Origin of the sequence: Pantoea sp. EKM10T (assembly GCF_011800685.1) — a bacterium.
Lineage (GTDB): Bacteria > Pseudomonadota > Gammaproteobacteria > Enterobacterales > Enterobacteriaceae > Pantoea > Pantoea agglomerans.
Genome location: NZ_JAALEU010000007.1, coordinates 273,726 through 293,427 on the forward strand (window position 1 = coordinate 273,726; position 19,702 = coordinate 293,427).

Genomic DNA, 19,702 nt, shown 5'->3' on the forward strand with positions numbered 1-19,702 from the left:
CATTTCCTCGCACCTCCTGAAGTGGTATAACAACTTATCTGTCTGCTACCAGGATTGTGCTATGGACTTCACTGAATCCCGTCGACTTTATCAACAGCTGGCCAGCGAGCTGAAAAGCCGCATTGAAACCGGGATCTATCCGGTGGGTGACAAACTGCCTGCTGAGCGCCTGATTGCCGAAGAGATGGAAGTGAGCCGCACCGTCGTACGTGAAGCGATCATCATGCTGGAAGTTGAAGGCTATGTTGAGGTCCGCAAAGGCTCGGGCATCCACGTCATTGCCAGCCAGCAGCAGAACCGCATCGCTTCCACCAGCAGTCAGCTGGAGTTCGCCACGTTTGGCCCCTTCGAACTGCTCCAGGCTCGTCAGCTGATTGAGAGTAATGTTGCCGAGTTCGCTGCGACGCAGGTAACGCGTCAGGACATTATCGACCTGATGGCGATTCAGGAAAAAGCCCGCCAGGAGGATCACTTCCGCGACTCCGAGTGGGATATGCAGTTTCATGTACGTATCGCGCAATCCACCCAGAACAGTGCCTTAGCCGCCATCGTTGAAAAAATGTGGCTGCATCGCCTGCACAATCCCTACTGGCTCAAACTTCACGAACACATCGACCAGCGCAGCATTCTCAGCTGGTGCGACGACCACGATCAGATTCTTAAAGCTCTGATGCGCAAAGATCCCGCCGCCAGCAAACTGGCGATGTGGCAACATCTGGAAAATACTAAACAGATGCTGTTTAACGCGACGGCGGATGATTTTGAATTTAACGTGGATCGATACATGTTTGGTGAGAATCCGGTCATCCTGCCTGATGGGTCCAATAACGCCCGCTAAAAGTGCCTGAAAATGCCCTGAGATGGTCAGTTAATCTGCAATAGTGTCAGGTCATGTAAAGCTCCTTTTTACACGCCGTTTCACAAGGTAAAACTCCTGTTCGCAAGAGAGTTTTCCTGTCTCAGACAGGCGATTTTTGTTACAGTTATCGCCCTTTTATTACCCTTTGCGACTGGGGGTTATAAAGTCGCTGATTTAACAATCAATTCTGGAAGGATCCGGAAAATCCCGCCCAGGCTGCGCTCCTAAAATTTATAACGAAATGCCGGTCTGCGTTTAAGTCCCTGTGGGACATGTTTAACAATGATGTTCAGGAATGAATTGATGGATATTTTGCAATCGTTGCTGCATGCCCTCTGGCAGCAGGACTACGAAACCCTCTCCGATCCCACGCTGGTATGGGCCATTTACGGCGTGCTGTTTATGATTTTGTTTTTAGAAAATGGCCTTCTTCCCGCTGCATTTCTGCCGGGTGACAGTCTGCTGATTCTGGTCGGCGTACTGATTGCCAAAGGCACCATGAGCTTCCCCCTGACGATTCTGGTTTTAACGACCGGTGCCAGTCTTGGCTGCTGGGTGAGCTACTTACAGGGCCGCTGGCTGGGTAACACGCCCACGGTACAGAAATGGCTCTCCCATCTTCCCGCCCAGTATCATCTGCGCGCGCACAGCATGTTCCATCGTCACGGCTTATCTGCCCTGCTGATTGGTCGCTTTATCGCGTTTGTGCGGACTCTGCTGCCTACCATCGCCGGATTATCAGGCCTCAGTAATGCCCGCTTTCAGTTCTTCAACTGGGTAAGTGCGTTCCTGTGGGTGGTGATTCTGACCGTTATCGGCTTCGCGCTGGGTAAAACCCCGATTTTCCGTCGTTATGAAGATGAAATGATGTTCTTCCTGATGATGCTGCCGCTGGCGCTGCTGGTGTTTGGTCTGGTGGGATCGCTGGTGGTCATATGGCGTAAGCGTCAGGCGAATCAGAACGGGAAAGCCGAGTAATGAAACTGCTGCAGGCTATTCCTAAACGGTGGTTACCGTGGTTGATCGCTGGCGTCTTTGCGCTGGTCGCGCTTTGTGTGGTCCCCGGTCTGATGAAGCACGAGACGGTGGTGCAGATTCGGGTTTCCCATGCTGGCGCCACCCTGCCCGATGGTTTTTATCTCTACCAGCAATTAAGTGCGCAGGGTATTCGTATCAAAAGCATTACGCCTGCGGGTGATGCACTGATCATCCATTTTGATAGCGAAGAGCAGAGCCTGGCGGCCCAGAAGGTGTTACGCCGTCTGCTGCCACAGGGCTTTATTGTGGCGCAGCACGATCACTCTCAGCACCTCTCACTGGCGTAATCCCCCGACTCCCCTCTCCTTTTCAGACCGTCGCGCCATCGCTCGGCGGTCTGAAAGGCGCTCTATCTCCCGGTCTTCTTTGAACTTTTTACTATGGGTGTCTATGCTTAAGCGAGAGTCGATTCTTAGCACCCGCAGCCATATGATTACGCGGGTGATGACGGATCAGGTCGCAATGGAAGGGTCCAGGACCAATGAAATATCAAGTATTACTGGGAGTCGCGCTGTTTTCGCTGTCGGGATCGCTGCTGGCGGCAGAATCGCTGTGTGAGCAGAAAGAGCAGGATATTCAGCGTGAAATCGGGATGGCGCAGAAGCATAACAACCAGCGCCGGGTTAACGGTCTGGAGCGCGCGCTGACCGAAGTCCGGGCCGATTGCAGCGACAAAAAGCTCGAGGCCGCCCATCTGGAAAGAATTAACGCTCAGAAGCAGAAAGTTGCTGAGCGTGAGCACGCACTCAGGGAAGAGCGTGAAGAGGGCCATGACAAGGAGAAGATTGCTAAGCGACAACAAAAACTGGATGAAGCGCGCCGGGAGCTGAAAAAGTTACAGGCGGAGCCCTATTAATCGGAACTAACCAACTGATGTTAAAGGAGTATTTTATGTCTAAAGACACATCATCGGAACATTTGCGTGCTGAACTGAAAAACCTGGCTGATACCCTGGAAGAGGTGCTGAGCAGCAGCACTGAAAAATCCAAAGGCGAGCTGGATAAACTTCGCAATAAAGCGCGTGTGGCGCTGGATAGCTCACGTGAACGTCTGGGCGAATCAAGCGAGCGCATTGCTGCGACCACCCGCGAAGCGGCGCAAAAAGCCGAAGGCTACGTGCGTGAAAATCCATGGCATGGTGTGGGTATCGGTGCAGCGATTGGCGTCGCACTGGGCATGCTCATTTCGCGTCGATAATTATGGCTGACTCACAGCATAACCACGGCCCGGCTAAAGGGGTCATTAACATCGGCCAGCGCATTGTTACCACGCTGGTTGGCATGGTCGAGACACGCGTTCGTCTGGCAGTGGTGGAACTGGAGCACGAGAAAGCTAACCTGATTCAGCTGCTGTTGATGGTTGGCCTGACAATGCTGTTCACTGCATTTGGTCTGATGAGCCTGATGGTTCTGATTATCTGGGCAGTGGATGCGCAGTACCGTCTGATGGCCATTGGCATCACGACCGGCACGCTGCTACTGCTGGCGGTTATTCTGGGGCTCTGGACGCTTCACAAATCACGTCAGTCCACGCTGTTGCGCCACACGCGCAAGGAGCTGGAAACAGACCGGGATTTACTTGAGGACCAGCGCTGATGAGCCGCCGCGAGCGTGAAGAACGCATCCATGAACTGCTTAAGCATGTGCAGCAGCAGCGGCTGGATTTAAGCGCTGCGCGGCGTGACTGGCTGGAAGGCACCGCCCATTACGATCGCGGCTGGTTCACCTTCCTCAGCTTACGCCGCTACCTGGCCATTGGCAGCAGTGCGCTGGCTATCTACTCCGTTCGCAGTCCCAACATGCTGTTACGCTGGGTAAAACGGGGATTCGGCGCCTGGAGTACCTGGCGCATGATCAAGTCCGCTCTGCCACCGCGTTAATTTTGCTAAAAGCCGGTCCTGAAAAGGCCGGCTTTTCTTCATCAGAATTTCTGAAAAACACTGACAGTATATCTCGCTTACAACCTTTCCACTCCGCGACTATCATCTCCAGCTATCAACCCAATGAACGCAATACTGCTTTCAGCGGGCATAAACCTTGCGGGCAGCTTGCCCTGCATCCCTGATAGCGCTGGAGTAAATGATGAAAAAATTCGAAGACGTTGGTTTGTTACTGGCTCGCATCCTGATGCCAATCCTGTTCATTACGGCTGGCTGGGGCAAAATCACCGGTTATGCAGGTACTCAGCAATATATGGAAGCAATGGGCGTCCCGGGCTTTATGCTGCCGCTGGTTATCCTGCTGGAGTTTGGCGGCGGTCTGGCTATCCTGTTTGGTTTCCTGACCCGTTTCACTGCCCTGTTTACTGCAGGCTTCACCATCCTGACCGCGTTTCTGTTCCACAGTAACTTTGCCGAAGGCGTGAACCAGCTGATGTTCATGAAGAACCTCTCTATCGCCGGTGGTTTCCTGGTGTTAGGTCTGGTGGGTCCTGGTGCATACAGCATTGATCGCCTGATCAGCAAAAGAAAAACACAGCCAGCGATTGCGCGCTAATCTCACATAAAGCGTAATGCCACATATACTTAGCAGGGCGGGGACATTTCCCCGCCCTGTTTGCATTGGAGCCATTATGGGACAGTTAATTGACGGTGTCTGGCATGACACCTGGTACGACACCAAATCTACCGGCGGACGCTTCAAGCGTTCAGAGTCGGCTTTCCGCAACTGGGTTACCGCGGATGGCAGTGCTGGCCCGGTGGGTAAAGCGGGATTTGTCGCCGAACGCGACCGCTATCATCTTTATGTCTCGCTGGCCTGCCCCTGGGCGCACCGCACGCTGCTGATGCGTCAGCTGAAGGGCCTGGATAGCATGATTGATGTCTCCGTGGTGCATCCGCTGATGCTGGAGAATGGCTGGACGTTCGATGATAGTTTTCAGGATGCGACCGGCGATAAGCTCTACCAGAATGAGTTCCTCTATCAGCTCTATCTGCACGCCGATCCGCAATACAGTGGCCGCGTAACCGTGCCGGTATTGTGGGACAAGCAGCAGAACACCATCGTCAGTAATGAGTCTGCCGATATCATCCGCATGTTCAACAGTGCGTTTGATGCTGTCGGTGCCCGTGCCGGGGATTATTATCCTGTTGCACTGCACGAAAAGATTGATGAACTGAATAGCTGGATCTACGACACCGTGAACAACGGCGTTTACAAAGCGGGCTTTGCCACTTCGCAGTCCGCTTACGACGAGGCAGTCACTGCGCTGTTCCATTCGCTGTCGCGGCTGGAGCAGATTTTAGGCCAGCATCGCTATCTCACCGGCGATCAACTGACCGAAGCGGATCTGCGGTTGTGGACCACACTGGTGCGATTTGATCCGGTCTATGTGACCCACTTTAAATGCGATCGCCATCGCATCAGTGACTACAGAAACCTGAGTGGTTTCCTGCGTGATATCTATCAGATGCCTGATATCGCAGAGACGGTTAATCTGCCGCATATTCGTCATCACTACTATTGCAGCCATAAGACCATCAACCCGAACGGCGTCATTTCACTGGGCCCGGCGTTTGACTGGGACGAGCCGCACGGCCGCGGTTAAGCTGCCTGCATATCGCGCAGGGAGCAGATACAATCTGACCGTAATGACAATCTAAACGCGAAGGGAACAGGGTCAGAAGAGGAAAGCGTCCCGCGCCAGGGATGGCGCGGGCCGAGCATGTCAGGGATGACGGATTTTGCGACTTTCCGATCTGACCCTGTTTCCTGCGCAGGCGCGATCTCCCAGCCAATCATTAACCGCACTCTTTCAGGAATAAGCGTCGTGGGCAGTCATTCATCCTGTCACCGCGCGTCACAAAGCAAAAACCCCGCCGAAGCGGGGTTTTGATAAAAAGTCGAAGCTGACCGTTAAGCCGGGTTCTGTCGTGGACAGTCATTCATCTAGGCCAGCAATCGCTCACTGGCTCAAGCAGCCTACCCGGGTTCAGTACGGGCCGTACCTTGTGAACCCCTATTTGGCCTTGCTCCGGGTGGAGTTTACCGTGCCACGAACTGTTGCCAGTCGCGCGGTGCGCTCTTACCGCACCCTTTCACCCTTACCTGATCCCATTTCTGGGCCATCGGCGGTTTGCTCTCTGTTGCACTGGTCGTAGGCTTGCGCCTCCCAGGCGTTACCTGGCACCCTGCCCTATGGAGCCCGGACTTTCCTCCCCTCTGCCCGTCTCCCCACAAGTGAGGACGACGACAAAGCGGCGACTGTCTGGTCAGCTTCGGCGCGGGATAATAGGACATTCGCCGGCGTTTGTCACGCCTCTTGCTGCTCCAGCGCATACTTATAAAGCGCATTTTTCTTCACGCTGTGGATCTCAGCGGTCAGCGCAGCCGCGCGTTTCAACGGCAGCTCTTTTTGCAGCAGCGCCAGCGTACGCAGCGCATCGGCCGGTAACGCATCTTCATCATCGGTCTTGTAACCTTCGACAATCAGCACCATCTCGCCTTTGCGACGATTCTCATCTTCTTTTACCCACGCCAGCAGCTCGCCGACCGGTGCACCGTAGATCGACTCCCAGGTTTTGGTCAGCTCGCGCGCCAGCACCACGTAGCGTTCGGCACCCAGCTCACTCACCATATCCTGCAGGCTGTCGATCAGACGGTGGGTCGACTCATAGAAAATCAGCGTGCGCGGCTCCTGCACCAGCGCCCGCAGGGCGTCGCAACGGCCTTTGGTTTTGGCGGGCAGAAACCCTTCGTAACAGAAACGATCGGATGGCAGTCCTGCAGCACTTAACGCAGCAATGGCAGCACAGGCGCCCGGCAGCGGCACCACACGAATCCCCGCTTCACGGCAGCGACGCACCAGATGGTAGCCTGGATCGTTGATCAGCGGCGTGCCAGCATCAGAAACTAAGGCTATGCTTTGACCCTCCTGCAGCTTCGTCAGCAGCAGTTCAGCCTTGTGCTGCTCGTTGTGGTCATGAAGTGAGAAGAGTCGCGCATTGATGGCGAAATGTTGTAGCAACAGTCCGGTATGACGTGTATCTTCCGCAGCGACCAGATCGACGCTCGAAAGCACCGTCAGCGCCCGCTGGGTGATATCACCCAAATTACCAATCGGGGTTGGAACGATGTAGAGCGTGCTGGCAGAAATCTCTGCCCGATCGAGTTGTTTCATTGTTTCATCCGAATTGCCGATTTAATATTGAGCATCTTGAAAAAAACATCACTGGATACAGTATGCTTCCTTCAAAAGTCGTTCGTCATAAAGCAGGACGCTTTCTGCCTGTCATTCTTGCTGGGCTGATTTTAGCCGCATGTAGCGGTCAGGGGCCGCAAACCTCAACCGTCAATATTCAGGGGCCCGTCACAGCCAGCTCCGCTTACTATCTGCAGCAAGCGCAGCAAAGCAGCGATGATAGCAAGACCGACTGGCAATTACTTGCAATCCGCGCCCTGTTGAAGGAAGGAAAGTATCCTGAGGCGACTCAGCAACTGAGCCAGTTGCCGCAGCAGCTCTCTGAGACGCAGCAACAGGAATCCCTGCTGCTGAAAGCGCAATTGCTGATTGCACAGCAGAAGATCAAAGACGCCGAACCGCTGTTAGCGGCAGTGAAAACCGGCGCACTGTCGCAGGATCAACTGGCGCGTTACTACAGCCTGCAGATCGCCAGCGCACAGGGTCGCCCTTCACTCTCGCTGCTGCGCAACTATATTGCCCAGGAGCCGCTGCTGAAAGGCACCGATCATCAGGGCAATATCGACGCCACCTGGCAGACACTGACCCAGATGTCGCCGCAGGAAGTCAGCAACCTGGTCATCAATGCCGATGAAAATGTGCTGCAGGGCTGGCTGGATCTGCTCGCGGTCTGGCGCGCCAACACGCAGGATGCCGAGATGCTCAAGTCAGGCATCAAAGACTGGCAGACCCGCTATCCGCAGAACCCGGCGGCCAAAACGCTGCCGACGCAGCTGAGCCAGATGCAGAACTACACCAAAGCCTCAACCAGCATCATCGCGCTGCTGCTGCCGCTGAATGGCCAGGCTCAGGTATTCGCCAACGCGATTCAGAAAGGCTTTAATGATGCGAAGAATGGCATCTCCGCGCCGGTCGCTCAGCCTGCGGCAGCTCAGCCCGCCGCTGCTGATGCAACCGCCAGCACCCAACCCGCTGCCGCTGCTGGTTCTTCCACCGATCCCATCAGCGCGCCGCAGCAGCAACAGCCTGCCGACGCGACGCCACAGCCTCAATCACAGCCTGCTGCCGCAGAACCGGCCAGCAACGCACAGATCAAGGTCTATGACACCAGCAGCCAGCCGATTGAACAGGTGATGCAGCAGGCACAGCAGGATGGCGCCACCATCGTGGTCGGTCCGCTGCTGAAGAGCAACGTTGAGAAGGTCGCCAACAGCCAGACGCCACTGAATGTGCTGGCGCTCAACGAGCCGGAAAAGATCCAGAACCATCCGAATATTTGCTACTTTGCGCTTTCTCCTGAAGACGAAGCGCGCGATGCGGCGCACCATATCTGGGATCAGGGCAAACGCCAGCCGCTGTTGCTGGTTCCGCGCAGCGGACTGGGCGATCGCGTCACCAACGCCTTTGCTCAGGAGTGGCAGACGCTGGGTGGCAGCACCGTGATGCAGCAGCGCTTTGGTTCGACCTCAGAGCTGAAGCAGGGCATTAACAGCGGCGCGGGCATCAGCTTATCCGGTACGCCAGTGAACGCTGCACCTGCCGAGCCGCAGGGTGTTACGATTGCGGGCCTGACTATCCCGGCACCACAGCAGAACACGCCAGATGTGGTCAGCACCAGCAGCGGTGGTGGTGTCGATGCGGTCTACATCGTCTCAACGCAGGACGAACTGCAGCTGATCAAACCGATGATCACCATGCGCACCGGCAGTCGCAGCAATATCTCGCTCTACGCCAGTTCGCGCAGCGCGCAAGCCGGTGCCGGCCCGGACTTCCGTCTGGAAATGGATGGCCTGCAGTTCAGCGATATTCCGCTGCTCTCCGGCAGCAATCCTGGCCTGATGCAGCAGACGTCGAAGTCATTCAATAATGACTATTCGCTGGTGCGTCTCTATGCCATGGGAATGGATGCCTGGACGCTGGCGAATCATTTTAACCAGATGCGTCAGTCACCTGGCTTTACGCTGGACGGCAATACCGGCAAGCTCAGCGCCGACACGGATTGTGTGATCAACAGGAAGTTGACATGGAACCAGTATCGTCGGGGCGAAATCGCACCGGCCAACTAAATCGGCGTCAGACTGGCGCCAGGTATGAAGAAGATGCCCGGCGCTATCTGGAGCAGGCTGGCCTGATATGGGTCGCCAGTAATGTTCACTTTCGCAATGGTGAACTTGACCTGATAATGCGTGACGGGCACTGTTGGGTGTTTGTTGAAGTTCGCTACCGACGCGATGCGCGTTATGGTGGCGCGCTCGCCAGCGTAACCCGGAATAAACAACAAAAGCTGCTGCGCGCTGCCGCTCTCTGGCTGGCGCAACGCGGCGGCAGTTTTGAAACAGTGAATTGCCGTTTCGACATCATCGCCATTACCGGCACGGCGCTCGAGTGGCTGCCGAATGCCTTTAATGCAGACGTTTAGAACCAGGTGGTCGTGTGCAGGACAGAATTAAAGCGTGTTTTACCGAAAGTATTCAAACTCAGATTGCCGCAGCCGAAGCGTTGCCCGATGCCATCTCCCGCGCCGCTATGACGCTGGTGCAGTCGTTACTGAATGGCAATAAAATCCTGAGCTGTGGCAACGGTGCCTCATCCGCCAATGCACAGCACTTCGCCGCCAGCATGATCAACCGTTTCGAGACCGAACGCCCAAGCTTACCGGCGCTGGCGTTGAGCGCCGACAACGTGATGCTGACCGCGATTGGTAATGACCGCCTGCACGATGAAATCTATGCCAAGCAGGTGCGCGCTCTGGGACACGCAGGCGATGTGTTACTGGCTATCTCAACCCGTGGCAACACCCGTGACATCGTTAAGGCCGTGGAAGCGGCGGTAACACGCGATATGACTATCGTTGCGCTTACCGGGTATGATGGCGGAGAGCTCGCCGGACTGCTGGGTCCGCAGGATGTGGAGATCCGCATTCCGTCGCACCGCAGCGCCCGTATTCAGGAGATGCATATGCTCACCGTTAATTGCTTATGCGATCTGATCGATAACACTCTCTTTCCCCATCAGGAATGACCGAAGGAGCACGAATGAAAGCATTGAATGCTATAGCTATTCTGTTAACCGCCATGCTGCTGCAGGGCTGCGTTGCGGTTGTGGCGGGTGGCGCAGCAGTTGCCACTAAAACGGCCACCGATCCACGCTCGGTGGGTACGCAGGTTGATGACAGCACGCTGGAGCTACGCGTGACTAACGCGCTGGCTAAAGATCAGCAGATTAAAACCGATGCCCGCATTATCGCCACGGCCTATCAGGGCAAAGTGTTGCTGACCGGTCAGGCGCCTTCGCAGGAGATCGCCGGTCGTGCCAAACAGATCACCATGGGCGTTGATGGCGCAACCGAGGTCTATAACGAGATCCGTATCGGCCAGAAAGTGACGCTGGGCACCACGTCGTCAGACACCTGGATTACCACCAAAATCCGCTCGCAGCTGCTGGGCAGCGATCAGGTGAAATCTTCCAATGTGAAGGTGACGACGGAGAATGGCGAAGTGTTCCTGCTGGGTCTGGTGACACCGCAGGAAGCGCAGGCAGCGGCTGATGTCGCCAGCCGCGTCAGTGGCGTGAAGCACGTCACCACGGCCTTCACCATGCTGAAGTAGTACGCAAAACGCAAAAAAGGCGGCCATGGCCGCCTTTTTTATTGCCCGATGTTCAGACGGGAATGTCGATGACCAGTGCGCGGGTCGCGGTTTTCGCCGTCAGTTGCAACAGCTTCTCTTCCTGCAAAAAGGCACCATCGCCACAGCCCAGCTTCTCCTGATGATCCGTGCCGGACATCGCTTCCAGCGAACCGTGAATCGACTGCAGATAGGCACGCGGCCCCTGTAACCGCAGCGCATGCTTTTCGCCTGGTGCCAGCTCGACCTGATGAATCCACACCTGCTGACGCAGTTGCAGACTGTCGTCCATGCCATCCGGCGAGGCGATCAGCTGGGACAACCGGCCATCCGTCAGGGCAATTTTCTGCATCCGCGGATTTTCACGCTCCGGACAGGCGGCCAGCCAGAGCTGCATGCGTGTCAGCGGTCGATCTTTGCTCAGGTTCATTTCGGTGTAACTCACGCCCGGCTGGGCAGAGAGCAGCAGCGCCTCCCCTTCCCGCACGCTGATGGTGTTGCCTTCGCTGTCGCGGTATTCAGCTTCACCCTGCAGCACGATGTTCAGGACATCAACCTGTGGATAGGTGCGCGGCTGAAAAGCGGCACCCGGCGCCAGCACTTCCTGGTTCAGTACGCGCAGCGACGCGTACCCCATCAGTTTGGGATCAAAATAGTGGCCAAAAGAGAAACTGTAGCGCGCCTGTAACCAGCCGAAATCGGCCTGACCACATGCGGACGCACTGCGTGTCGTTATCATTGTTTACCTCCAGCATCCGGTGACGAGGATCGGCCACGGACTATATGCTCCCATGGTAAAAGTCTGGACGCCGGATTGTTAGCCAGTTAATCTGCCGGGCATGTTCAAATTTCCTGACAGAGAACCGGGATGGCTAAAGAGCGTGCGTTAACCCTTGAATCTTTACGCGTAATGGATGCGATTGATCGGCGTGGCAGTTTTGCCGCGGCGGCGGATGAACTGGGGCGCGTCCCTTCCGCCCTCAGCTACACCATGCAAAAGCTGGAAGAGGAGCTGGATGTGGTGCTGTTTGACCGTTCCGGTCACCGTACCAAATTTACTAACGTGGGACGCATGCTGCTGGAGCGTGGCCGGGTGCTGCTGGAAGCAGCCGATAAGCTCACCACCGATGCGGAAGCGCTGGCACGTGGCTGGGAAACCCATCTGACCATCGTCACCGAAGCACTGGTACCTGTTGATGCGCTGTTTCCGCTGGTGACGCGGCTGGCCGACAAGGCCAATACGCAATTTTCGCTGGTGACGGAAGTGCTGGCGGGCGCATGGGAACGGCTGGAACAGGGCCGGGCCGATATCGTGATTGCCCCCGATATGCACTTCCGCGCCTCCACCGAGATCAATACCCGCAAGCTCTACACCATGATGAGCGTCTATGTCGCCAGTGCCGACCACCCGATTCATAACGAGCCTGAACCCCAGTCTGAAGTGACGCGGGTGAAATACCGTGGCATTGCGGTCGCAGATACCGCGCGTGAGCGTCCGGTGCTGACCGTGCAGTTACTGGATAAGCAGCAGCGCCTGACCGTGAGCAGCATGGACGATAAGCGCCGTGCGCTGCTGGCTGGCCTGGGCGTGGCGACCATGCCCTATTCGCTGGTAGAGCAGGATATTGCGGAAGGCCGTCTGCGGGTGGTGAGTCCGGAATATACCCGCGAGGTCGATATTATTATGGCGTGGCGGCGTGACAGCATGGGCGAAGCCAAATCCTGGTGCCTGCGTGAGATCCCGCGCCTGCTGGCGAAGAAAAACTAAAGCGCCGATTCAGGGCGAGGGCCAGGAGCGGCTCAGGCAATCCATCGCCACTGCCCTGAAGCGGGTGAAATCGGTGCTGTCCCGCAGGCGGGTCATCGCCCTTTCACGCAGGAACGTCACAAACAGATCGTATATCGCCATCGCCTCTTCATATTCACTTTTGCTGATCGCCAGCAGGAAAATGACATAGGCGGTATCGTCTCCCCAGGCAATGCCGTGCGGCGCCAGCACGGTGTAAACCACGGTTTTCTTTGCCAGCAGCCCCAGCGAGTGCGGCAGCGCAATGCCTTCGCCGAGCATGGTGCTGACAATCGCTTCGCGCTCTTCAACCGACGGATAGAACGCCGCATCCACAAATCCCTCCGCCTCCAGTTGATCGCACAGCTGGCGAAACAGTTCAGACTGGGTCATCGGCCTGTCGACGATATGAAAGTGCTGGGCATCAAAAAATTTCGCCAGCATATAGGGCCGGGTACGGTCCACCAGCACCAGCTTGCCAATCTGTTCCAGCTGAAAACCGGTGGGAAACGGCGACATCACCACCACCGGCTTCTCTTTTTCGCTGAGCCGGATGGTAGAGATAACAAAATCTTCGTCGATGCGGCTGCGCGCCTCATACTCGCGCTGCGACAGGCGGGCCGTGACCTGCAACTGCGGATATTTGCGCAGCAGCATCGCCTCAATCATTCGCAGCGTAGAGTTACCGCTGTCGCAGACCAGCAGCACCTGCGGATGACGCTGATAACCGACGTCATAGTGGCGCTCCAGCCCGACACCGATATGCAGCACCAGAAAGCCAATCTCATTCTCGGTGATGACGTAAGGGGTATATTTTCCCCAGCTGGTCACCGCCGCTAAGGTGACATCATAGGCCATGGGATAGTGCTGTTTGATGTTGCTGAGCAGCGGGTTGGGAATATGAATCTGATAGCGCACCCGCGTAATCATGGTTTTGATGTGGGTGAGCAGGTCAGCACGCAGCTGCTGATCGTTTTGCAGATTGAAGTTGTAATGCGTGTTGATAAAGCTGAGCAGATAATCCACCAGCGCGTCGGCGTCATCAGCATTGATGGCGCTGGGAGCAATCGCCTGAATGCGTCGCGCGGCGATATTGACCCGCAGCCAGTTCTCTTCCGCCGGTGAAATCGGTTTGCTGACCAGCGGACGCATCAGATTAATCAGGTGATGGGCCGCTTCACGCACCTCATCACCAATCTCCTCTGCACCCGGATCGTTAAGCGGATAGCCTTCACTGATGCGCCGCACCGCCACGGCGCAGTAAAGCCGCAGATAGCGTTCACCCTCATCGCTGAGCCGAATGTTGTGCTGAGCAAAACAGCTTTGCAGCAGCGGGCGCAGCGTCTCCAGCATGCCGCTGTTCAGCGCTTCGATAGTGAGCAGCGGGCTCTCGGGCTGCGCCTGATCAATTTGCCATAACAGGTCGGTCAGGCAGGTACGAATTGCCACTTCGCTGCCAAACAGCTTCATGCCGTAGTGGGGCTTGCTCTCAATGGTGAGGTGATAGCGCCCCAGCCATTCGCGCACCTCCGCCATATCATTCTGCAGGGTGGCGCGGCTGACAAACCACTCTTCTGCCAGCTCTTCAAGTTTCAGGGAATAGGCGGCGGTAAGAAAGCGGGTCAGCAGGTAGCGAACCCGATCCGGCGAGGTGCGCGGCACCCGTAGCGGCGACGCGGTATGCTGTTGCAGATGCTGAAAGCGCTGAGCATCCTCAATCTTCAGCTGATAGCCCGCGCCGCGATTGAGGACAAACTGCGCGCCATGTTCTGCCAGCAGCGCATTCAGCGCCGTGATATCGGTACGCACGGTGCGTGTCGAGACGGCGAAACGCCGCGCCAGCTCATCCTGAGGCAGCGTTTCGTTTTGCATGGCATCGAACAGTTGCGCAAGGCGCTGATTGGGAAATCTCACAAGCGTTACCTGTTTGCAGACAGAAATAGGGAACATCAGCCTACGGAGATCGTCTCGCAACGTCCATGTTGCGCGATCTGCCTGTAACAGGCAGATCGTGTTGATCTCTAAGCCAGCAGCGTTTTACAGATGGCCAGCAACTGCTTCACATCTTCAACGCGGGTCTCTCCGCTGGCTTTGTCGATGATCGAACTGTAGACGTGCGGGATCACTTTGCTGACGCCCGACTCCAGCGCTATGCGCACGATCTCACCGAAATTTTCCAGATCGATGCCGCCGGTTGGCTCCAGCCAGAAATCCAGCTTTGCACAGGCTTCCGCCACAGCGCGATACTCATCCACCGCCTGCAGACCGCCCATCGGGAAATATTTTACCGAGCTGCCGCCCATATCCTGCAGCATCGCGATCGCCGTTTCGACGGGCACAATCCCATCACGCTGTTTTGAGCTGCGCGGTCCGGTGGAGATTTTCACCTGACCTGGCGTGCCGGTGGGCGAGATCAGACCGTTCACTATCGTCTGCGACTGCCCCAGCAGCGCACGGCTGGTGGCGACGCCGGTAAAGACCTGATTCACATGCTGCGGTTGCAGCACTGCCGCGAGCTCACTCACCATCTGTGACTGGTTGGGATCGCCCGCACCCAGACCAATCGAGAGCGCATTATCGATCAGCGCGGCATACTCGCGCATATCGGCGATAGCGGCTTCATTGCTGGCGTAGTTTTTCGACAGCACGCCGACCAGCACATGCCCTTCTGCCGCCTGCCAGATGGCGCGCGCATTCTCTTTCGATCCCGCCAGTACGTTAAGGCAGAGACGATCCTGATAGAAATTGGGGGTCAGCGTCATGCGTTTTTCTCTCCGTTTAACAGTACCTGAATGCGGGTGAAAATAGTGTGCAGTTGATCGGCGCTGACGCTGCGCACGTCCGCCTCAATGATCCCTTCGTTGGCTTTGTAGCCACGGAAGTAGATCGCCACCTCGCCGTTTTTCAGCGCCTGTACCAGATCGCCGGTGCGCTGCTGGATCGCGGCTTCGTCGAACTTGATCTCAGCACGGGCGATGTCGCGTCCGGCGGCATCCCACACTACCCGGGCCGTCACGCCATTCAGACCGTTGAGCTGTTCAATGAACGGCGTCATTTTTTCCACCATCTGCGCACCACTGATTTTTGGCTGCGTCAGATAGTTTTCAATCGCCTGGGTCAGCCCCAGGATCCCCTCTTTGCCCACTTTCATCGCGCGGCCAATGCCGTTGGTCTGGCGTTTGACCCACTCAACGTAGTGGTGTCGGCCAATTACCAGTCCGCTGGTCGGCCCTTCAATCGCTTTTGCTCCGCTGTAGATCACCAGATCGGCACCCGCCTGGTAGTAGCATTGCAGATCCTCTTCTGCCGCCGCATCGACGATCAGCGGGACGCCATGCTGGCGCGCAACGGCCGCGGCCTGCGCCACATCGAGATGGCTCTTCTGCACACAGTGGTGCGATTTTACATAGAGGATCGCCGCGGTCTGTGGGGTGATCGCCGCCGCCAGCTGGGCGGGTGAGCACTCGTTGCTGTAACCCGCTTCCACCAGTTGCCCGCCACCCAGTGCCACCATGCTGCCGACCGGTGCGCCATAGTTCACGTTGTGCCCTTTCGGCACCACAATCTGATGCGGGACGGTCAGCGGCGCGGCATGCAGGTTATCCACCAGCCAGTCGTTGTCTTTCACAATCACCGCCGCCACGCTCTGGGCGATACCGGCCGAGGCGCAGGAGACCACCAGCGCGTTCTCCACCTTCAGCAGACCGGCGATATAAGCACCGGTCTTATCCACCAGATCTTTCATTTCGAAGTAGTGATCGAGGCCATATTTCACCGTATCGATCACCTCACTCGACGGCGTAGAGACGCCGAGGATCGTCATACGGCCAGAGGCGTTAATCACCGGCTTCAGGCCATACTTTTCATATACCGAGGTCATGCGCTTTTCCTTCTTCAGTCGCGATCCACGTACCAGCAACGACGGCCGCCAGCGGGACCAGATGCTTCTCACCTGCGACCTGTTCACCTTCTGAATCGATGAATGGCCGGGTTTCCTCTTTGACGCTAAACACCGTCAGATCGGCGTCGTAGCCCACTTTCAGCTGGCCCTTGCGCTGCAGGCGCAGTCCTGCCGCCGCATTGAGCGTTACGCAGTCAATCACCTGCGGCAGGGTCATACCGACACTGAAAAATTTCGACATCACATGCGCCAGGTTGTGAACCGGTCCGGCCAGACGATTGCGGCAGTAGATGTCAGAGCTGATGGTGTCGGGCAGAATGCCCTGCGCAATCGCCGCGCGGGCGACTTCAAAGCTGAAGCTGGCACTGCCGTGGCCGACATCAAGTTTGACGCCACGCGCGATAGCCTGTTTTACCGCCGCTTTGAGTTCGCCCTGCGGCGTCAGGATACGGTTGGGTTTGCCGTTAAAGCAGTGCGTGATGATATCGCCCGTGGTGAGCAGATCCGCAATCTGGTCGAGATTGGGCGGATTATTGCCAATGTGAACCATCAGCGGCAGCCCGCCGGTTTCCTGCTGGATCGCCTTCGCTTTAATCAGCGGCTGCACACCATTCTCGCCCACCACGCTGCTGCTGATGCGCGCCTTGAGGCCGACAATAAAATCGGGCAGCCGCGCCACCGCCTGCTGCACCGCCTCGCCATCTATCTGCGTCATGTCAGCCAGCTCATTCTGGGTGACGATGCCGGTGCGGGCGATATTGATCAGCGCATAAACCTGGGTCTGTGCCGCGCGTGTCAGCCGGTAAAAGTCATCAATGTGCTCTGCGCCGGTGCTGCCCGCATCGACAACCGTGGTGACGCCATGCGCTACGCCAATCGCATCCGCTTCATCATGATAAATTGGTGATTTGGGATAGCAGTGAACGTGGGAGTCGATCCAGCCTGCGCTGAGGTAGTAACGGCCAGCCAGATCGCGCTCGTGCTGCGCGTTACCCTGCACCTTGCCTATGGCGGCGATACGGCCATCCTGCAGCGCAATGTCGACCACCTGCTCATCGCTGAGACGCGCACCGCGAATAATCAAGTCGTACATGGTTTCTCCTTAACGGCAGCCCGCTGCCGGGCTGCCGGTGAGATCAGAGAGCAATCGGAAACAGTGCCCCAAGGATCATCGCGCCGAGGATGGCGCCGCCGGTAATGGGCTTGTTCCAGAGATAGAAGAGCAGCGCGCCCAGCAGCGAACCCAGGCCAATCGGAATGGATGCCGCCATGGCTGACAGGATGATCAGCGGCCCCAGAAAGCGCCCCGAGGCATTACCCGCACCCATCATCACGTCTGCGCCGTAGGTTGAGTCGCTCTGATTGATGGTGAATTTACGCGCCAGAATAATCAGGTAGCCAATCGCCACACCAATTACCAGGCCCGTCGCCAGCGAGGCAGCGAAGTTCGCTACCGGGAAGACAATGCCCGCACCCAGCAGCAGTGCCGGAACGCCCAGCCCGACGCCGGTCTGAATCGCCCCGCCGATATCCAGAATGCCCACCAGTGAGCCTTCGATGATACGGGCGAACAGGAAGCTGGCACCAAAGGCGGCGACCGCGCCGTAGACGCCGGTCTCCATGCCTGCGCGCAGCATCGACACAAACGCCACTTCGTTGAACGCGCCGATACCATAGAGGTAATACATGTGAGTTCCGGCAAAGACGCCAGAAGAGAGCAGGCCAACAAAGATCGGGAAGGACCAGTCGGCGTACCAGAAGCCTTTATTTTCGTTCATCGCATCGCCTCTTATTTGCCGCTGACTGAGTTATGGATCATGTCGAGCCAGCCGGGAATGCCGAGCTGGAAGGACTGCAGCAGCTTCATATCGAAACCACGGAAGAAGCCGCTCAGCACAAACAGCAGCACGATGGCGGTCATCATGACTTTGGTGACCCGGTTCCAGCCGCTCTCTTCCACGCCTTTACCGATCAGGATACCCAGCACCAGCCCCGGCACGGCGTTGCCCATGATCAGCTGCGCCAGACCGCCAAAAATGGTGGCCCAGAAACCTGACTTTCTGCCCGCGTCGATCGCCGCCAGCCAGAAGATCACCGGCATGACGGTGTTCACCAGCAGGTTAGCGGCGGGCACCAGCACTTTGACTGCCGTGACCTGCAGCGCAGCCGGAACAGCCGAGGCGGTGGAGTTGAGGAAGGCGACCACGATCATGCCGATGATGCCGCAGGCGATGGCCATTTTTTTCGGATCGTGCAGCGTCTCCGCCACATTACGATTCTTCACCATCAAGGCGGCCGCACCCCAGTTTGGAATGATGCGATGATCCACATCCTGAGTGAATGAACCGGCTGCAACCGACGATGCCCAGGCATTGAAAAAGAAGCCAAGACCAAAGGAGAAGTGGGATGCCGGATCGCCCTCGCACGAGTTCAGCTCGCCCAGCGTACGGAAAGCGCCCATGCCCTGAGTGGTTGGCGCGTGGAACATGCGCGCCGCACCCGCACCGACGCCGACCCCTACCAGCCCGCCAATGATCAACGACTTAAACAAAATGATTAAAAACATGTTGTTGTACCTTGTTGTCGTTTTTACCTGCCCAATCGCACGCCGCCGCATCGCCCCTGCCTGATCATCGCGATGTCGCGACAGCAGAGCATCGGGCAAACGGCTGGCTGGCGTTAACAGGCTCTGTTTTACGATGCCGCCGTGAACGCCACCTGTTCGGTGTCGAAAACGGTGACGCTGACGGTGATCTCCAGCGTGACGCTGAAGCTCCGCCGTTGGCGCGCCAGAAAGAAGAAGAGAAACTTCTCGGTTTTGACGCTCTCCTGCGCGCGCAGCACCCGGACATCCTGAGGTTCAATGCGCAGCAGAATTTTTTGCGTCGCGCGCAGAACCTGGTTCTGCACACGACTCAGGGCATCGGCAAAGGCTTTCGCTTTGGTGTCGCCTTTGCCCTCGACCGTCACCTGGGTAACGTATTGTTCTTTCATAATCAGCTGCCGTGCTTCTTGTTCCAGGCCTGCACCAGCCGCTCGCCTAACTCTTCTTTATCCATAAAGCCGAAGCCCAGCACCGTGGCACCTTCATTAATGGCGGTGACGCCTTCGTCGACAGAACGCATGCCATGTTTTGCTTTGTAGCCATATTTGTTCTGAGCGGTGATAGCACCGGCGCCGCCGCTGCCGCAGAACGAGATGCCGAAATCGGCGTTTTCCGCCTTCATCACGTCACCCAGTTTCATGTCAGCGGCGACACCTGGCACCACGACGGCACGGCCACCCGCTTTTTCGATGCCCGCAGCCACTTTCTGTCCTTTACCTAAACGATCGCCAATCACTACTGTTACCAT

General features: G+C 56.9%; 24 protein-coding genes and 1 other RNA gene. 14 read left to right on the top strand and 11 right to left on the bottom strand.

The features are described 5' to 3' along the window. Positions 1-61 precede the first annotated feature (61 nt). From exuR to HFD95_RS15365, 9 genes are all read left to right on the top strand, one after another. On the top strand, positions 62-838 hold the full coding sequence (exuR, locus tag HFD95_RS15325; protein WP_022623920.1) for a transcriptional regulator ExuR: 777 nt from the start codon (positions 62-64) through the stop codon (positions 836-838). A 324-nt stretch (positions 839-1,162) separates the two neighbouring features. Then, entirely contained in the window at positions 1,163-1,837 is a 675-nt protein-coding gene (locus HFD95_RS15330) for a DedA family protein (protein ID WP_010699781.1), read from the top strand. Beyond that, entirely contained in the window at positions 1,837-2,184 is a 348-nt protein-coding gene (mzrA, locus tag HFD95_RS15335) for an EnvZ/OmpR regulon moderator MzrA (protein WP_010256540.1), read from the top strand. Before HFD95_RS15330 ends, mzrA begins: the two co-directional genes overlap by 1 nt. A gap of 194 nt (positions 2,185-2,378) precedes the next feature. Further along, positions 2,379-2,753 carry a DUF1090 domain-containing protein gene (locus tag HFD95_RS15340; protein ID WP_010256536.1) on the top strand — a complete coding sequence of 125 codons (375 nt, stop codon included), beginning with the start codon at positions 2,379-2,381 and terminating at the stop codon, positions 2,751-2,753. A gap of 35 nt (positions 2,754-2,788) precedes the next feature. Beyond that, positions 2,789-3,094, top strand: coding sequence for a YqjD family protein (locus HFD95_RS15345; RefSeq protein WP_010256532.1), 306 nt, complete (start codon positions 2,789-2,791; stop codon positions 3,092-3,094). Positions 3,095-3,096: 2 nt separating this feature from the next. After that, complete coding sequence (locus HFD95_RS15350) at positions 3,097-3,492, top strand: phage holin family protein (protein ID WP_010256529.1); 396 nt, start codon at positions 3,097-3,099, stop codon at positions 3,490-3,492. Next, on the top strand, positions 3,492-3,776 hold the full coding sequence (locus tag HFD95_RS15355; RefSeq protein ID WP_010256526.1) for a YqjK-like family protein: 285 nt from the start codon (positions 3,492-3,494) through the stop codon (positions 3,774-3,776). The genes HFD95_RS15350 and HFD95_RS15355 overlap by 1 nt, the downstream gene beginning before the upstream one ends. A 202-nt stretch (positions 3,777-3,978) precedes the next feature. Next, entirely contained in the window at positions 3,979-4,392 is a 414-nt protein-coding gene (locus HFD95_RS15360; RefSeq protein ID WP_010256522.1) for a DoxX family protein, read from the top strand. A 76-nt stretch (positions 4,393-4,468) separates the two neighbouring features. Continuing rightward, positions 4,469-5,443, top strand: coding sequence for a glutathione S-transferase family protein (locus tag HFD95_RS15365; protein WP_033758880.1), 975 nt, complete (start codon positions 4,469-4,471; stop codon positions 5,441-5,443). 293 nt (positions 5,444-5,736) lie between these two features. On the opposite strand, the gene rnpB is transcribed toward HFD95_RS15365, so the two are convergent. Continuing rightward, positions 5,737-6,115: RNase P RNA component class A (rnpB, locus tag HFD95_RS15370), an RNA gene on the bottom strand. Between the two features lie 33 nt (positions 6,116-6,148). Next, positions 6,149-7,015, bottom strand: coding sequence for a 16S rRNA (cytidine(1402)-2'-O)-methyltransferase (gene rsmI / locus HFD95_RS15375; RefSeq protein WP_010256516.1), 867 nt, complete (start codon positions 7,013-7,015; stop codon positions 6,149-6,151). Between the two features lie 62 nt (positions 7,016-7,077). On the opposite strand from rsmI, the gene HFD95_RS15380 reads away from it, so the two are divergent. Genes HFD95_RS15380 through dolP form a run of 4 tightly spaced genes read left to right on the top strand, consistent with a single transcriptional unit; the run spans position 7,078 to position 10,644 of the window. After that, positions 7,078-9,102, top strand: coding sequence for a penicillin-binding protein activator (locus HFD95_RS15380; protein ID WP_045139594.1), 2,025 nt, complete (start codon positions 7,078-7,080; stop codon positions 9,100-9,102). Continuing rightward, entirely contained in the window at positions 9,060-9,455 is a 396-nt protein-coding gene (locus HFD95_RS15385; protein ID WP_010699787.1) for a YraN family protein, read from the top strand. Before HFD95_RS15380 ends, HFD95_RS15385 begins: the two co-directional genes overlap by 43 nt. A gap of 14 nt (positions 9,456-9,469) precedes the next feature. After that, positions 9,470-10,057 (top strand): DnaA initiator-associating protein DiaA, encoded by a 588-nt coding sequence (diaA, locus tag HFD95_RS15390; RefSeq protein ID WP_010256507.1) that lies wholly within the window; start codon positions 9,470-9,472, stop codon positions 10,055-10,057. Between the two features lie 14 nt (positions 10,058-10,071). Beyond that, positions 10,072-10,644 (top strand): division/outer membrane stress-associated lipid-binding lipoprotein, encoded by a 573-nt coding sequence (gene dolP, locus HFD95_RS15395; RefSeq protein ID WP_010256504.1) that lies wholly within the window; start codon positions 10,072-10,074, stop codon positions 10,642-10,644. Between the two features lie 52 nt (positions 10,645-10,696). On the opposite strand, the gene HFD95_RS15400 is transcribed toward dolP, so the two are convergent. Further along, a complete protein-coding gene (locus tag HFD95_RS15400; protein WP_033758884.1) occupies positions 10,697-11,401 on the bottom strand; it encodes a pirin family protein in 705 nt (234 codons plus the stop codon). Between the two features lie 129 nt (positions 11,402-11,530). Between HFD95_RS15400 and HFD95_RS15405 the strand changes: the two genes are divergently transcribed. Continuing rightward, complete coding sequence (locus HFD95_RS15405; RefSeq protein ID WP_010256496.1) at positions 11,531-12,430, top strand: LysR family transcriptional regulator; 900 nt, start codon at positions 11,531-11,533, stop codon at positions 12,428-12,430. Between the two features lie 9 nt (positions 12,431-12,439). Here the strand turns inward: HFD95_RS15405 and HFD95_RS15410 are convergent, their stop codons facing one another. The 8 genes from HFD95_RS15410 to HFD95_RS15445 form a co-directional block, all read right to left on the bottom strand. Then, on the bottom strand, positions 12,440-14,362 hold the full coding sequence (locus tag HFD95_RS15410; protein WP_031594357.1) for a transcription antiterminator: 1,923 nt from the start codon (positions 14,360-14,362) through the stop codon (positions 12,440-12,442). 107 nt (positions 14,363-14,469) lie between these two features. Continuing rightward, complete coding sequence (locus HFD95_RS15415) at positions 14,470-15,210, bottom strand: KDGP aldolase family protein (RefSeq protein WP_022623925.1); 741 nt, start codon at positions 15,208-15,210, stop codon at positions 14,470-14,472. After that, entirely contained in the window at positions 15,207-16,328 is a 1,122-nt protein-coding gene (locus tag HFD95_RS15420; protein WP_167430462.1) for a DgaE family pyridoxal phosphate-dependent ammonia lyase, read from the bottom strand. The genes HFD95_RS15415 and HFD95_RS15420 overlap by 4 nt, the downstream gene beginning before the upstream one ends. Beyond that, positions 16,312-17,442: an amidohydrolase/deacetylase family metallohydrolase gene (locus tag HFD95_RS15425; RefSeq protein ID WP_167430463.1), complete on the bottom strand. Its 1,131-nt coding sequence runs from the start codon at positions 17,440-17,442 to the stop codon at positions 16,312-16,314. Before HFD95_RS15425 ends, HFD95_RS15420 begins: the two co-directional genes overlap by 17 nt. Positions 17,443-17,485: 43 nt before the next feature. Continuing rightward, complete coding sequence (locus HFD95_RS15430; RefSeq protein ID WP_010256482.1) at positions 17,486-18,127, bottom strand: DUF4310 family protein; 642 nt, start codon at positions 18,125-18,127, stop codon at positions 17,486-17,488. 11 nt (positions 18,128-18,138) lie between these two features. Continuing rightward, positions 18,139-18,915 (bottom strand): DUF4311 domain-containing protein, encoded by a 777-nt coding sequence (locus HFD95_RS15435; protein ID WP_010256480.1) that lies wholly within the window; start codon positions 18,913-18,915, stop codon positions 18,139-18,141. Positions 18,916-19,043: 128 nt separating this feature from the next. Further along, the gene (locus HFD95_RS15440) at positions 19,044-19,343 is read right to left on the bottom strand and encodes a DUF4312 family protein (RefSeq protein WP_010256479.1); all 300 of its coding nucleotides are present in this window, start codon (positions 19,341-19,343) and stop codon (positions 19,044-19,046) included. Positions 19,344-19,345: 2 nt separating this feature from the next. Further along, positions 19,346-19,702: an SFCGS family glycine-rich protein gene (locus HFD95_RS15445; protein ID WP_010256477.1), complete on the bottom strand. Its 357-nt coding sequence runs from the start codon at positions 19,700-19,702 to the stop codon at positions 19,346-19,348.